General features: G+C 61.3%; 11 protein-coding genes and 1 other RNA gene. 7 read left to right on the forward strand and 5 right to left on the reverse strand.

Annotation, left to right across the window (positions count from 1 at the left end; all coding sequences use genetic code 11):
* Positions 1-37 precede the first annotated feature (37 nt).
* Positions 38-2,473, reverse strand: a complete 2,436-nt coding sequence (gene pheT / locus D0N36_RS00175; protein WP_116939058.1) for a phenylalanine--tRNA ligase subunit beta — start codon at positions 2,471-2,473, stop codon at positions 38-40.
* A 299-nt stretch (positions 2,474-2,772) separates the two neighbouring features.
* Between pheT and D0N36_RS00180 the strand changes: the two genes are divergently transcribed.
* Entirely contained in the window at positions 2,773-5,235 is a 2,463-nt protein-coding gene (locus D0N36_RS00180) for a T9SS type A sorting domain-containing protein (protein WP_116939059.1), read from the forward strand.
* A 207-nt stretch (positions 5,236-5,442) separates the two neighbouring features.
* Here D0N36_RS00180 and D0N36_RS00185 read toward each other — a convergent pair whose 3' ends face one another.
* Both D0N36_RS00185 and radC read right to left on the reverse strand, forming a co-directional pair.
* Positions 5,443-6,057 carry a DUF1684 domain-containing protein gene (locus D0N36_RS00185; RefSeq protein WP_190242454.1) on the reverse strand — a complete coding sequence of 205 codons (615 nt, stop codon included), beginning with the start codon at positions 6,055-6,057 and terminating at the stop codon, positions 5,443-5,445.
* A gap of 164 nt (positions 6,058-6,221) precedes the next feature.
* Positions 6,222-6,989 carry a RadC family protein gene (gene radC / locus D0N36_RS00190; protein ID WP_242478733.1) on the reverse strand — a complete coding sequence of 256 codons (768 nt, stop codon included), beginning with the start codon at positions 6,987-6,989 and terminating at the stop codon, positions 6,222-6,224.
* A 113-nt stretch (positions 6,990-7,102) separates the two neighbouring features.
* Between radC and D0N36_RS00195 the strand changes: the two genes are divergently transcribed.
* The 5 genes from D0N36_RS00195 to D0N36_RS00215 all read left to right on the forward strand — a co-directional run bounded on the left by D0N36_RS00195 (position 7,103) and on the right by D0N36_RS00215 (position 11,564).
* The gene (locus D0N36_RS00195; RefSeq protein WP_116939061.1) at positions 7,103-8,350 is read left to right on the forward strand and encodes a metallophosphoesterase; all 1,248 of its coding nucleotides are present in this window, start codon (positions 7,103-7,105) and stop codon (positions 8,348-8,350) included.
* Positions 8,351-8,551: 201 nt separating this feature from the next.
* Entirely contained in the window at positions 8,552-9,217 is a 666-nt protein-coding gene (locus D0N36_RS00200; protein ID WP_116939062.1) for a hypothetical protein, read from the forward strand.
* Positions 9,218-9,392: 175 nt separating this feature from the next.
* The gene (locus tag D0N36_RS00205; protein ID WP_116939063.1) at positions 9,393-10,061 is read left to right on the forward strand and encodes a carboxypeptidase-like regulatory domain-containing protein; all 669 of its coding nucleotides are present in this window, start codon (positions 9,393-9,395) and stop codon (positions 10,059-10,061) included.
* A 163-nt stretch (positions 10,062-10,224) separates the two neighbouring features.
* Entirely contained in the window at positions 10,225-11,142 is a 918-nt protein-coding gene (uvsE, locus tag D0N36_RS00210; RefSeq protein ID WP_116939064.1) for a UV DNA damage repair endonuclease UvsE, read from the forward strand.
* 74 nt (positions 11,143-11,216) lie between these two features.
* The gene (locus D0N36_RS00215; protein ID WP_116939065.1) at positions 11,217-11,564 is read left to right on the forward strand and encodes a hypothetical protein; all 348 of its coding nucleotides are present in this window, start codon (positions 11,217-11,219) and stop codon (positions 11,562-11,564) included.
* A gap of 234 nt (positions 11,565-11,798) precedes the next feature.
* Here the strand turns inward: D0N36_RS00215 and D0N36_RS00220 are convergent, their stop codons facing one another.
* Positions 11,799-12,173 (reverse strand): hypothetical protein, encoded by a 375-nt coding sequence (locus D0N36_RS00220; protein WP_116939066.1) that lies wholly within the window; start codon positions 12,171-12,173, stop codon positions 11,799-11,801.
* A 209-nt stretch (positions 12,174-12,382) separates the two neighbouring features.
* Positions 12,383-12,753, reverse strand: a transfer-messenger RNA (tmRNA) gene (ssrA, locus tag D0N36_RS00225).
* A gap of 222 nt (positions 12,754-12,975) precedes the next feature.
* Between ssrA and dnaX the strand changes: the two genes are divergently transcribed.
* The gene (gene dnaX / locus D0N36_RS00230) at positions 12,976-14,247 is read left to right on the forward strand and encodes a DNA polymerase III subunit gamma/tau (RefSeq protein ID WP_116939067.1); all 1,272 of its coding nucleotides are present in this window, start codon (positions 12,976-12,978) and stop codon (positions 14,245-14,247) included.
* Positions 14,248-14,280: the final 33 nt, after the last annotated feature.

Below are 14,280 nucleotides of genomic sequence, written 5' to 3' on the forward strand. Positions count from 1 at the left end.
TGGTCAAATAACCAAAAACCATCCACCAAAAACCAATCTACCGCCGAATAACGGCGCCGGCCTGCTGCTCGAACTGCTGAATGAGGCGGTTCATCACTTGGTCGATGGCCTGGTCGGTGAGCGTCTGGGTGGAATCCTGGAGCAGGAAGCTGACGGAGTACGACTTCTTGCCTTCGCCCAAGTTGTCGCCCTCATACACATCGAACACGTTGACGTGGCGCAGCAGCTTCTTTTCGGCGCGGCGGGCAATCTGCCGGAGCTGGTCGAAGGTTACGGTGCGGTCAACTACCAGGCTTAGGTCGCGGCGCACTTCCGGGAACTTGGGCAGCTCCTGGGCCACAAGGCGGCTCTTGTATTTGCGCATCAGGCCGTCCCAGTCCAGCTCGGCGTACCATACCGGCTGGCTCACATCGAGGCGCTTGAGCACGGCCGGCGCCACGGCGCCGAGCCGGGCGACGGGCTGGTTCTGGGCCAGCAGCGTGAGGCCACCCGCCAGATAAGGGTGCTCGACGGGCCGCGAGGCGGGCTCGGGGAAGCCCAGCGCGGCCAGCACCTGCTGCACGGCTCCGGCCAGCTGATGGAACGAGCTTTTGGCCGACTTCTGCTGCCAGGTTTCGGCGCCGGTGTTACCGGTGAGGTAGATAACGAGCTGGTTTTGCTCCTCGTGGCCGCCGTTAGGCAGCTGGCGGTAGGTTTTGCCGAACTCGTAAAGCTTCAGCTCGCGCTGGCGGCGATTTACGTTGTGGCGCACCACTTCCAGGCCGCTGGGCAGCAGGCTGGGCCGCATTACGTTTAGTTCGGCGCTGTTGAAGTTGAGCAGGCGCACCAGCTCCGGGTCGGGCGCGTCGTCGGTTTCGAAGTAGCGCGAGTTGGTGATGGAGTTGGTGATGATTTCCGAAAACCCCTGCCCGCTCAGCAGCCGGGCCACATTCTGGCGGATGACTTCGGGGTCGGGGTTCGGGAACCGGGCCAGAAACGAGGCTGAGTTATGGGGCCGCAGCGTCACGTGGTTGTAGCCATAGATGCGCAGAATCTCCTCAATCACATCGGCCTCGCGCGTCACGTCCACCTTGTGCGGCGGCACCGACAAAATCCACTCCTCGTGGCCGGCTTCGTCGGTCAGTTCTTCCGTGATGAGGATATCGAGGTCGGTGAGAATCTGGCGGATGCGAGCGGGGGCAATGAACTGGCCGACGAGCTTTTCGACCCGGGGCAGGCGCAGGCGCACCAGCGTGGAGGTGATGGGCTCGGGGTACTCATCGACAACGGGCGCTGCCACGGTGGCGCCGGCTACTTCCTGCAGCAGCAGCGCGGCCCGCTTCAGGGCCAGCAGCACCATGTTGGGGTCGGTGCCCCGCTCGAAGCGGAAAGAAGCGTCAGTTTTGAACTGGTGGGTCTGGGCAGTTTTGCGCACCACGGCCGGCGCGAAGTAAGCGCTTTCCAGGAACACGCGGGTCGTCGATTCACTCACGCCCGACGTCTGCCCGCCGAACACACCGGCCAGGGCCAGCGGCTGGCCGTTGGCATCGGCAATAACCAGGTCGTCGGCCTTCAGCGTGCGCGCTACGCCATCGAGCGTCATGAACTTCTCACCCGCTTCGGCCCGCTTCACGCGGATGTGGTTGCCGGCCAGCTGGTCGGCATCAAAGGCATGCAGGGGCTGGCCCAGCTCGTGGAGCACGAAGTTGGTGACGTCGACCACGTTGTTGATCGGGGCCAGGCCAATGCTGCGCAGGCGACGCTGCAACCACTCCGGCGACGGCGCTACGCGCACATTCTCCAGCAGCAGGCCGGCGTAGCGCGGGGCCGCCGCCGCGTCTTCCAGCGTAACTTTTACGTTTTCGGCCGCCTCGGCGGGTGCATGGAAGCCGCTTACATCGGGCAGCTGGCAGGGCTGGCGCAGCAGCGCGCGCAGCTCGCGGGCCACGCCGTAGTGCGAGGCCGCGTCGGCCCGGTTCGGCGTCAGGCCAATTTCAAACACCGAATCGGAGCCCAAGCCGAAGTAGTCGGCGGCTGGCGTGCCGTTGGGCAGGTCGGTATCGAGCACCATAATGCCGTCGTGCGACTGGCCCAGGCCGATTTCGTCCTCGGCGCAAATCATGCCTTCGGAGGCCGCACCCCGGATTTTTGACTTCTTGATTTTGAACGGTTCGCCACTGCTGGGGTACAGCATGGCGCCTTCGAGGGCTACTACCACCCGCTGGCCGGCGGCTACGTTGGGGGCGCCGCACACAATCTGGCGCGGGGTGGTGTCGCCCACGTCCACGGTGGTCAGGCTGAGCTTGTCGGCGTCGGGGTGTTTTTCGCGGGTGAGCACAGTGCCTAACACCAAGCCGCGCAGGCCGCCGGGCACGCTTTCCAGTTCCTCAATGCCCTCTACTTCCAGGCCCGAGCCAGTAAGCAGCGCCCCGATTTCGGCGGCGGGTTTATCAGTCGGAATAAGTGTGCGGAGCCAGTCGTAGGATATCTTCATTTCAGTTGCCAGTGGTCAGTTGCCAGTTGCCAGGGTGCGGTGGTGCGTTGCCAGGTTGATCAAAGAACAAACTGGTAACTGGCGACTGACCACTGGCAACTGAATTCGGGCAAAGGTACAGATTCGGGCGGGCGGTATAAAGCAGCGCGCTGGCCGGCACCTGCAGCCGCCTCCCGGACGCTACTAAACCTCGCCGGATCCGGCCGTTTCAAATGTGGGAATTATGTTGAATAAACGACATCATTCCCGTAACTTTCCGGACTCCTTTTTACTATCTATCAATCATTTTTGCGCATTTGATGAAAACTTTACTTACGGTACCGGCGCTGCTGGTGAGCCTGGCCGGTTTCAGCCAGACGCACAAGTTCATCCTCGACTCCGCCCCCGCTCCGGCTACCATCTGCTACTCGCGCCCCGAGAGCATGCACACGCAGCTGCCTATGCCCGCCGCTTACCTGGAGCAGCAGCGCTCCGGCCGCCGCGTAACCGGAGCCAAAATCGAGGTAACTTACACCGGCTTCTCGCCTGAAGCGCAGGCCGCCTTTCAGCACGCCGTCGATATCTGGCAGTCGTTGCTGATTTCACCGGTTACCATCCGGGTGCAGGCCAACTGGACGACGCTGGGCACCAACGTACTGGGTTCGGCCGGCCCCACGGCCTACTACCGCGACCTGAGTGGGGCTACCCGCGCCGGCGTGCTGTATCCGGTGGCCCTGGCCGAAAAAATCAGCGGGCAGAACCTGAACCTCCCCACCGACCCCGACATTACAACCCGATTCAACAGCAGCTTCAACTGGTACTACGGGCTCGATATGAAGACGCCGGCCGGCAAGCACGATCTGGTATCGGTGGTGCTGCACGAGCTGGGCCACGGGCTGGGCTTTATTGCCGGCACAAGCTACACGGCCCCCAACGGTTTTTATGGCAACCCACCGTCGGTTTTCAGTACTTACATTGAAAATCTGGCCGGCGAGCAGCTCACCAACAACCCCGCTTTCCCTAATGGCTCGGCCGCACTCGGCGCGCAGCTAATCAGTGGCCAGCTTTACTTCAACAGCCCGCTGGCCCGCTCTGTCAACAACGACAACCGTCCCCGGCTGTTCGCGCCGCCTACCTACTCGGCCGGCTCCAGCATTTCGCACCTCGATGAGGCCACGTACCGCGCCGGCGACATCAACTCGCTGATGACGCCCCAGATTGGCGCGGCCGAAGCCATGCACAACCCCGGCCCGATCACGCTGAAAATGTTCGACGAGATGGGCTGGTTCAACACGGCCATCCGCACCACGCCCCTCAAAGACTCGGAAGTGGCCCGCGACTTTACGGTTACGGCTACCATTATCAGCGACGGCACCGTTACGCCCGGCTCGGTGCAGCTCAACTATTCCATCGATAACGCCGCGCCCGTGGCCGTTACGATGACTAACACCGGCGGCAACGTTTACCAGGGCGTTATTCCGAACCCGGGCCTCAACCGCACCGTCAGCTACTTCATTACGGCTTCTGATAACGAAACCAAGCGCACCTACACCGCCCCGGCCGCTTACCAGCCCAACGTGGCAACGGTTGACCGCTACTCGTTTAAGGTAGGCCCCGATGTGGTGGCGCCGCTCGTGCAGCACCGGGCCGCAACCTACGTGTTTGCTGATAAGCTACCGCTGAGCCTGCAGGTGCAGGCCACTGACAACCTGGGCGTGAGCAGCGTACAGGCCGAACTGTTTGTGAATGGCGTGGCCAAGCCCACCATCACGCTCAGCCGCCAGGGCACTTCCAACAACTTTGTGGGCAGCCTGACGGCCGCCGGAATAGTGGCCGGCGACGTGCTTACCTACCGCATTGTAGTTCGCGACGTGGCTGCCGCCCCCAACCAGACCCTGAACCCCGCCAGTGGCTTCTACACCGTGAACGTGGTGAGCTTTAAGCCTGCACAGGCTACTTACACCAACAATCTTAACAGCACTACGCCCCTCGATTTCGTGGGCGAAGGCTTCACGATTGCGCAACCCGCCGAATTCGCCAACCCGGCTATCCATTCCGACCATCCCTACACCAACGACTCAACCCGCATCTACCAGTTGCTGGTGCCTATCAAGGTAACGTCGAAGAACACGAGCATGACGTTTGACGAAGTAGTGCTGGTGGAGCCCGGCGAGCCTAACGCCCCCTTCGGCACCGTAGATTTTTACGACTTTGTGGTGGTAGAAGGCAGCACCGACCAAGGAGCCACTTGGAAGCCTGTGGCCGACGGCTACGACTCGCGCCTGCAGGCCGACTGGCTGGCAGCTTGGAACTCCAAGGTTACGGCAGCCGGCAACTCCACCGCCGTGGGTTCGGCGTCTCTGTTTAAGCCGCACACCTTCAGCCTGGGCAGCAAGTACAACGTGGGCGACGAAGTGCGCCTGCGCTTCCGCCTCACCTCCGACCCCGGCGCATTCGGCTGGGGCTGGGCCATTGACAATGTGGTGGTCAGCAACGTGGTGACCAGCGTGGCTTCGGAGCTGAAAGCCAGTGGCAGCCTCGTGGTGTCGCCGAACCCCAGCGCGGGCCAGTTCCGGGTGCAGGCCAGCTTCAGCCGGCCCACCAGCGGCCTCGAAGTGGTGGTGCGCAATATGCTGGGCCAGGAGGTGTACCGCCAGGCCGTGCCTGCTACGGCCAGCCTCAACCTGCCCATCGACCTGGGCCAGTTGGCCAGCGGCCTTTACCAGCTGAGCCTGGGCAACGGTGCCGATGCCGCCTCGCGCAAAATCCTGATTCAGCGGTAGGCATTTAGCCATTAGCTGAGAGCTGTTCGCTTTTTGTTTTCATCGAACTGAAGCTGGGCGAAAAGAAAAGGGCGGCCCCTCCAACTTGGAGGGGCGCCCTTTTTGTAATAAAACTCGCCAACCATAAGCAGGTATGTAGCCAGAAGCAATCAGACTAAAGCAATCAGACTAAAAGCTGGCGGCTAACAGCTTCAGCAGCTACTGACACTACTTGAACGCCATTTCACCGGCCTCGATTTGCAGCTTCAGGCGGTTATCGGGCGGGGGCACGGGGCAGGCGTAGGCGGCCGAGTAGGCGCAGTAGGGATTGTAGGCCAGGTTGAAGTCGAGTAGTACTTCGGTATCGGCGGCGGCGGGCAGGGGCGCATCGAGGTAGCGGCCGCCGCCGTAGGAACCGAAGCCGTTGGTGCGGTCGGTGAAGGGCACAAATAGGGTTGTATCCTTGCCATCGGCCTTCAGGAAGAGCGTGAGCTGGTACTCTTGCTTATCAAAGATGAACTTGGCCCGGCCCCAGCGCAGGTACTTATCGGCCTTGCCGTCGGTGAGGGGCATTTCTACGGTGTCGCGCTGCGGGAAGTGCTCCAGTTGCGCCTCCAGGCGGAAGTCGCGGTTGGGCGCATAAAACCGGAGGCTGTCGAAGCTTTGGCGCAGCTCGGTGCTGAGGGGCGAGGAGTTGGGCCGGCGGAAGGCGTTGTTCTTGGCTTCGCGCTGCTGCAGCAGCCGGGCAGTGTACTGGTCCTGCCCCAGCACGAGGTCTTGCACGAAGTAGCCGAACACGAGCAGCAGGCCCAGGCCAATGAGAAGTTTAGGATTGAAGCGCACTGGAAGGAGGTAAAAAGTAAACGAGGCAGTAAAAGTCGGAAGAACAAGTGGCAAACCGTGCCGGAGGCTGCAGAAGCACGCTGCTGCGCAATATGCCACCTCTTCCGCCAGCCTGTTTGCTTAGCCTGCTTTCACCTTTTCGCCTTGCGTTTCTACTTCAAGCTCTACAGCATCGCTTCATCCGCGAAGCTGTGGTAGCCCTGGTCGGTGAAAATGAGGTGGTCGAGCACGGGTAGGTCGAGCAGCTGGCCGGCTTCCTTGAGTTTGCGGGTGAGGGCAATATCGGCGGCCGAGGGGTTGCGGTTGCCGCTGGGGTGGTTGTGCACCAGCACAATGCTGCTGGCCAACTGCTCCAGCGCCTCCTTGAAAATGAGCTTGGGGTCGGCCACGGTGCCGGCCACCCCGCCCCGGCTGATGCTCACGGTGCGCATGACCACGTTGGCCCGGTTCAGCAGAATCACCCAGAATTCCTCGTGGGGCAAATCCTGCAGGTGGGGCTGCATCACATGGTAGATGTCGCGCGAGCAGGTAATGGTGTTGCGGGCCGGCGCGTCGGCTTCCTTGCGGCGGCGACCCAGCTCCAGGGCCGCCACAATGGTAATGGCGCGAGCTTCGCCGATGCCTTTCTGCTTCATCAGCTCCTTCACCGAGAAGCGGGCCAGCGTGTTGAGGTCGTTCTGGGCAGCTTTCAACACGAGCTTGGCCACATCAACGGCCGACAATTTGGCGGTGCCTGAGCCGAGCAGAATGGCCAGCAGCTCGGCATCCGACAGCACGGCCCGGCCTTTCTGCAGCAGCTTTTCGCGGGGCCGGTCTTCTTCGGCCCAGCTCTTGATGCCACTGACGACCGGGGCGTAGGGCACTGGCGCGCCATTGGGGGCCGTCGGGCCGGGTTGCGCCGGGTTTTCCGACAGCTTGTCAAACTCTTGCATGGGGCATCGTTGTTGTAGGCCCGGAATTTACTCTAAAATCCGGAGGCCCAGCATACTGTTGTCAACCTCAGTGTCTTACTTTGTGGTCCCATTTACGGGGCCCGCTTTTACTTATGTCCCGCAAACTGTTTTTGCCTTTCTTTCTGGCCCTTATAGCCGCTGCCGAGTGGTATGCCTTCCAGGCCGTGCGCACACTCGTTCAATCTTCCACGCCCGGCGTGCGCCGCACTACGGTGGTGCTCTACTGGCTTGTTACGGCCCTGGTGTGGGGCCTGGGCATCTGGGCCGTGAGCAACCGCCGCGAGCATGCCTCTTATAAAGCGTACCTCGGCGGCGTGCTGCTGGCTGTTATTGCGGCCAAAATGGTCGTTATCGTGCCGTTGCTGCTCGAAGATATGGTGCGCCTGGGCCGCTGGGCCGTGCAGTTGGTGGGCCAGCCCGCCGGAGCCGGCTCCGGGCAGTCTATTTCGCGTAGCGAGTTTCTGAGCAAGGCGGCGCTGCTTGCCGGGGCCATACCTTTTGTGGCGCTGCTCTGGGGCATGTTCAAGGGCCGCACCGATTACACGGTTAAGCGCGTGGTGCTGCGTTTCCCCAACCTGCCGGCCTCGTTCGATGGGTTTAAAATGCTCCAGATTTCCGACCTCCACGCTGGCTCGTTTCAGAGCCTTGCCCCCCTGCGCCGGGCCGTAGCCCTTATCAACGAGCAGGCCGCCGACCTGGTAGTAATGACCGGTGATTTGGTAAACAACTACGCCATCGAAGTTGAGGAGCATATCGACACGCTGGCTGGCATCCGGGCCAAGCTACCGGTGTACTCGGTGCTGGGCAACCACGATTACTCCGACTACGTGGACTGGACCAAGGAAGGCGGCCTGCCTGCCAAGCAGGCCAACCTCGCCCGTTTGAAAGCCAACCACGCCAAAATGGGCTGGAACCTGCTGCTCGATGAGGCTCGGACTATTGAGCGCGAAGGCGAGAAAATCAGCCTTATCGGGGTGCAGAACTGGGGTGCCCGCGGCTTTGCCCAGTACGGCGACCTGGCCAAAGCGCACGCCGCCGCCGACCCCGCGGCCCCGTTTAAAATTCTGCTCTCCCACGACCCCTCGCACTGGGATGCGCAGGTGCAGGAGTACCCCGACATTGATCTGATGCTGGCCGGCCACACCCACGGCATGCAGTTCGGCGTCAACCTGTCGTTTCTGAAATGGAGCCCCGTGCAGTACGCCTACAAGCAGTGGTCGGGCCTATACCAGCGGGGCCGCCAGCATCTGTACGTGAACACGGGCCTGGGCTTCATTGGCTACCCTGGCCGGGTAGGTTTCCTGCCCGAAATAACCGTGTTTGAGCTGCGCCGCGGGTAAGCACCGCCAAGTAGCACCCGGCCGGGAAGCTAGCGGGTGATCCGTGGGCAAGGATGCATCCTTGCCCACGGATCCACCCGCTTTTTCTTTCTCACGTTCTCCCGGTCTCCGACCGCTAAACTTAAAAACCTGTCTCACCGTATACGCGCCATTCCCATTTTTCTCTCCCCTTCCCTTTCCCCTCACCTTCAAGCCTTCGTCATGAAAAAGACTCTGCTATTGCTTTCGGCCGCAGCCGCATTCACCCTTGGCTCGTGTTCGGAAAACAAGCCCCTTGAAACTACCACGACGACCACCGACACGACCATGACCACCACTACGACGGCCGGTAGCATGGACTATTCACCGGAAGCCGTTAACAGCCGGGCCGACCGCATGGCCGCCGACATGGCGACCAGCATGCAACTCGACGAGCCTACCCGCACCCGCGTACGCGACATTTACGTTACCCGGGGCCAGCGCATGGCCGAGCTCAACCAGAAATACATGACCGACACGATGGGCATGGCCGCCGCCCGCCGCGACGTGTACGCCAACACCGACACGGAAATGAAAACCGTGTTTACCAACCCCACGCAGTACTCGAGCTACGAAAGAAGTCGTTCCAACTACTACGACGACCGGTATATGGACAACACCAGCATGAGCTCGTCAGACAATACGTCGACCGGCAGCTCATCAGCTGATATGAGCAGCTCCGATATGGAGAAAATGAAAATGAAAGGCGACGACGGCAGCAAGATGAAAATCAAAGCCGACGGCGACGTAAAAATCAAAGATGCCGAGGGCAATAAAGCCAAAATGGACGGCGACGACGGCACCATGAAGGTGAAGCCCGAAGAGGGCGACAAAACCGTTATCAAGTAATTTTTTCGGCGGCCAGCGCATTTTCGGCCAACGATTTGTTAGCGTATAGAAGCCCGCACCTGCAACGGTGCGGGCTTCTTTTGTCTCCTTCCGGCGTTATGCGCGACTGTCGGCCGACCCCTTGGGAGGCCGTTGGGGAGGATTTTCCCGCCGCGCTGCCGTAGTTTACCTGTTGATGCTGTTTACTGCTTTATCACCCTCTGGTCGTATTCGTTTCCTGCTGCTGTTGGCGCCGTTGCTGTTGCTGGCCGGGCTGGCGGCGGGGCAGGTGCGCGTAACGGGCCGCATTTCGGAGGAAGGCTCGCGCCGGCCCATTCCCGGGGCCTCTATCACGGTGCGGCGCACGCAGCTGGCCGTAGTAGCCGACGCCAGCGGCGACTTTGGCATTACGGCCCAGCGCACCGACACGCTTATTTTCCGGGCCGTGGGCTTCAAGCCCCGGCAGCTGCCGCTGGGCGGCACCGGCCTCTCGCAGCTTATCGTCCAGATTCGGCTGCGGCCCGACACGGTGCAGCTGGGTGAGGTGCGCATCACCGAAGGCCGGCCCGACCAGGAACTCATCGACCGCGCCCTGCGCAACATCAAGCGGCCCAGCACGGCCCCGACCAGCGCCGTGAAGCGCCCGCCCGCCCCCAAGCCCATGTTCCCCGTCGATTCGGCGGCGCCCAAGGCCCCTACGCCCACCCTGGCCAGCCCCGTGAGCTTGCTGTACGAGCAGTTTTCGCGGGCCGGCAAGGAGCGGGAGAAGATGCGGGAAATTGAGGCGCAGGAAGCCGCTAAAAAGGCGCTGCAGCAGCGCCGCCGCTACAACCGCAACTTCAAGGACAACCGCGGCTACGAGTAGCCGTGTGGAAGCTGGACGGTAGCGGGCCGGAGGGAAACCTTGTTTTTCGGAAGTAAAATCAGGGGGCTTGGCGGGAGGACCCGGCTTTTGGCCGCAAAGGGTTTTTTTGCCGTATGCCTGCTGATACGATATTTCACGCCTTTCTCCCATCCGCGCCTCTGCCATGCGAATCGGTTATCCCTGCGTCAACGAAACGCTCGACTGCACTTCTACCAGCACCTTCCGGCTGGCCTCATACACCGATGAGCGCCTGGAACTGACGGTGGCCAACAACCTGCGCTGCCTGCTCCGGATTCTGGAGTGGAACGTGGCCCACGGGCTGCTGTTTTTCCGCATTGGCTCGGGCGTGGTGCCCTTTGGCTCCCACCCCATCAACACCTTTCCCTGGCAGACGCGTTTTGCGGCCGAGTTCCGGGCCATTGGCGACTATGTGCGGGGCCACCACCTGCGTATCTCGTTTCACCCCGACCAGTTTGTGGTGCTCAACTCGCCCGATGCCGGCATTGTGGAGCGCAGCGTGCAGGAGCTCATCTACCAGGGCTCGATGCTGGATTTGATGGGCCTCGACTCCACCCACAAGCTCCAGATTCATGTGGGCGGCCTCTACAACGACCGGGAGTTGGCTATCGACCGCTTTATTGCCACGCATCAGCGCCTGCCCGAAGCCGTGCGTGCCCGCCTGGTTATCGAAAACGACGACCGTTTGTTCAGCCTGCAGGATTGCCTGCGGGTGCACGCGGCGGTGGGTATTCCGGTGCTGTTCGACAATTTCCACCACGAATGCCTCAACCACGGCGAGCCCATGGCCGAGGCCCTGCGCCTGGCCGCCGCCACCTGGCACCCCACCCGCGACGGCGTGATGATGATGGACTACAGCTCGCAGGCTCCCGGCGAACGAAAGGGCAAGCACACGCCCACGCTCGAAGACGACCTGTTCGCGGGTTTCCTGCGCGACCTGGGCGAGTTGGATGTGGATATCATGCTCGAAATCAAGGACAAGGAAGCCAGCGCCCACCGTGCCTGCGCTACCATGCGCGGGGCCGGCCTACTGCCCAGCGTACCGGCTCCGGTGGCAACCTGACCTTTAGGGCCACTTTCTACGTAAGACTGCCTGCTTACCAGGCTATCCGTTTTTCTTCTGTTTTTTTCTTTCCTATGATTTTTACCGACCTGCTCAACGCCACCACCCATTCCCTCAGCAACGGCCTGACCGGCATTCCGCTGAGCGCCGCCCAGGACAACACCGAAACCTGGCAGCAGCATCTGCTGCAAAGCGGCGAACCCCGCCTCCAGGATATCGGCCGCGAAATCGGCAACCTGCAGTCCTTGCTCAGCGAGGGTGATGTGGGCCTGAACGGGCCGGCCATTGGCCGCTCGCTAAGCATGCTCGCCACGCAGACCGCCGGAGTGGTGGCCCAGGCCCCCGACGATATCCGCGCCGGCCTCACCGAACTCTCCGACCTGCTGCTGCGGGCCGGCGGCCAGCTGGAGCAGAAGGCGTAACCCCACCGGCATCAGGCATAAAAAAACCGACCCGCATCGTGCGGGCCGGTTTTTTTATGCCTGATGCTATTTAGGAAGTCAAAAGAACGTCATGCTGAGCGAAGCCGAAGCATCTCTACTGCAACAGTATATGATTACTGCTGCAGTAGAGATGCTTCGGCTTCGCTCAGCATGACGTTCTCATTAGCGGCAACAAATTTCTACCCAGCTTCTATGCCTGGAAAGTGTGGGCGCTTACTCTTTAATCGGGCTGGTGCTACGCGGCATGTTGGCTTTGCGAGTCGAGCGTTTGGTCGTCGTGGTGCGGGTGCGCTGGGGCTCGGTGGTCGTCATGGTGGACGTGCGGCGCTGGGCCTCAATGGTCGTGCGGCTTTCCACGGCCGGAGTGCGGTCCATCGTCCCGACACTGGTTTGGGTAGGGTTGCTCATGGTGGGCGTACGCTGGTCGAGCGTGCCGGGGTTCGTTGTCGGGTTGGCCGGATTAGGCAGCGGCGCACTCGTCTGGTTAAGGGCGCCGCTATTGGTCGTACCAGTGGGCATGGTCTGGGCCGTGGCGGCCGTGGCCGTACCCACAAGCAGGGCAGCGGCCATCAGGAAATTCAGTTTCATAGCTCGAGATTTTAACGTGGACTATAAGCCGGCCTCGGATAGGGCGGCTGCCGCTTCATACGTTTGAGGTCAATTAAAGGACAAAAAAACCCGAATTTTCAACTCCTGTAAATCTCTATATAACAAGCCATTATATACCCCATCAGCCGGGTTTGGACAAACAAAAACCCCCGCCGGCCATGGCCAACGGGGGTTTTCACATCGTTCAGAAGTGGAGCTGCAGAGATTCGAACTCTGGTCCAGACAAGGAAAACGTCGAGCTTTCTACGTGTGTATCTATGCTTGGATTGTCGAAGGAAACCAGGCGCACATCAGGCCTTTGATTTCCCCTTATCTGTTTGAGTTTCGCCCGCGGGTCACAGCGCCCCACGAACTATCCTAACTCTTTCGACGCCCCGTACTCACCCGTGAGAAGGAAGACGGATGCGGGACGATGACATTACTTAGTACCTAGACTAAGCAGCCATGGCGTAGCTATACTCGCCAGTTGTGTTTTGGACGGCTTTTTTTACGGGAGATTCATCCAACTCCCGACACGCTTACTCGCGCAGTGCACAAGCTGTCAATTCCGGTCAGCCCCAGTTGTGAAAGAACGATGCCCGCCACGAGTGGCGGGGTGCGAATGTACGCACACTACCCGATAAACGTTGTGCAGGCCCACGAAAGTTCCGGTTCAGAAGGAACAGACGGGCCAGGAAGCGGGGCCCTGGGCCGGATGCTGCCACCCCGGCCGGTGCCGTTAAACGCCCGACGCGCAGGCTTCCAAAGCCGGGCTTTTCGGGGTAACTTTGTGGGAAGACCTATGGAGAATTTCGTTGTTTCGGCCCGCAAGTACCGCCCGGCCACGTTCAGGAGCGTGGTGGGGCAACAGCACGTTACCACCACGCTGCAGAACGCCATTGCTTCCCAGCATCTGGCCCAGGCCTTCCTGTTCTGCGGCCCGCGGGGCGTGGGCAAAACCACCTGCGCCCGCATTTTGGCCAAAACCATCAACTGCGAGTTTGTCGAGGAGCACGTGCGCCGCGGCCGCTTGGTTTCGGAGCTGATTGCCCAGCAGCCCGGCATCGTGCCCGAGGCCCTGCTGACCGCCGCCGACCCCGACAACACGCCCTTCGAGCTGGAAGCCTGCGGCAAGTGCGGCTCTTGCCGGGCTTTCCAGGAAAGCGCCTCCTTCAACGTGCACGAGCTGGATGCGGCCTCTAACAACTCGGTCGAGGACATCCGGAGCCTCGTGGAGCAGGTGCGGTATGCGCCCCAGCAGGGCCGCTACAAGGTCTACATCATCGACGAGGTGCACATGCTCTCGAACGCGGCCTTCAACGCTTTTCTCAAGACGCTGGAGGAGCCGCCGGGCTACGCCATCTTCATTCTGGCCACCACCGAGCGCCACAAAATCATCCCCACCATCCTGTCGCGCTGCCAGGTATTCGACTTCAACCGGATTAAGGTAGACGACATTCGAGGACATCTGCGCCACGTGGCCACCCAGGAGCAGATTGAGGCCGAGGACGACGCCCTGCACCTGCTGGCCCAAAAGGCCGACGGCGGCCTGCGCGATGCGCTGAGCATGTTCGACCAGATGGTGACCTTCTCGGGCCACAACCTGCGCTACCAGGACGTGATTCAGAACCTGCACATTCTGGACTTCGAGTACTATTTCCGGCTGACCGATGCGCTGCTGACCGAGAACCTGAGCGCCACACTGCTGCTACTGGAAGAGGTGATGCAGAACGGCTTCGACCTGCACAACTTTGTGGTGGGCGCGGCCGAGCACCTGCGCGGCCTGCTCGTGTGTAAGGACCCCATTACGGTGCAGCTGCTGGAAGTGTCCGACAACATCCGGGTGCGCTACGTGCAGCAGGCCCAGGCGGCCCCGCTGGCCTTTCTGCTGTCGGGCCTGAACTTGGTCAGCCTCTGCGACCGGGAGTTCAAGCAGGCCAAAAACCAGCGCCTGCACGTCGAGCTGATGCTGATGAAGCTGGCCTACCTCAACGGGGCCGTGCAGTTTGCCCGCGACCTGAGCGCCGGCCCGGCCGCCTCGTCCGGCAACGGCGAGGCGAAAAAAAAAAAGTAGCGTAAGTACTGCTGAATCCGCTGCCGCCGCGCC

It is taken from the genome of Hymenobacter lapidiphilus, assembly GCF_003417065.2.
Lineage (GTDB): Bacteria > Bacteroidota > Bacteroidia > Cytophagales > Hymenobacteraceae > Hymenobacter.

Bases quoted from the DNA above. Each gene is read 5' to 3' on its own strand.
- pheT (WP_116939058.1), bottom strand. From the start codon at position 2,473: ATGAAGATATCCTACGACTGGCTCCGCACACTTATTCCGACTGATAAA.
- D0N36_RS00180 (WP_116939059.1), top strand. From the start codon at position 2,773: ATGAAAACTTTACTTACGGTACCGGCGCTGCTGGTGAGCCTGGCCGGT.
- radC (WP_242478733.1), bottom strand. From the start codon at position 6,989: ATGCAAGAGTTTGACAAGCTGTCGGAAAACCCGGCGCAACCCGGCCCG.
- D0N36_RS00195 (WP_116939061.1), top strand. From the start codon at position 7,103: ATGTCCCGCAAACTGTTTTTGCCTTTCTTTCTGGCCCTTATAGCCGCT.
- D0N36_RS00200 (WP_116939062.1), top strand. From the start codon at position 8,552: ATGAAAAAGACTCTGCTATTGCTTTCGGCCGCAGCCGCATTCACCCTT.
- D0N36_RS00205 (WP_116939063.1), top strand. From the start codon at position 9,393: ATGCTGTTTACTGCTTTATCACCCTCTGGTCGTATTCGTTTCCTGCTG.
- uvsE (WP_116939064.1), top strand. From the start codon at position 10,225: ATGCGAATCGGTTATCCCTGCGTCAACGAAACGCTCGACTGCACTTCT.
- D0N36_RS00215 (WP_116939065.1), top strand. From the start codon at position 11,217: ATGATTTTTACCGACCTGCTCAACGCCACCACCCATTCCCTCAGCAAC.
- D0N36_RS00220 (WP_116939066.1), bottom strand. From the start codon at position 12,173: ATGAAACTGAATTTCCTGATGGCCGCTGCCCTGCTTGTGGGTACGGCC.
- dnaX (WP_116939067.1), top strand. From the start codon at position 12,976: ATGGAGAATTTCGTTGTTTCGGCCCGCAAGTACCGCCCGGCCACGTTC.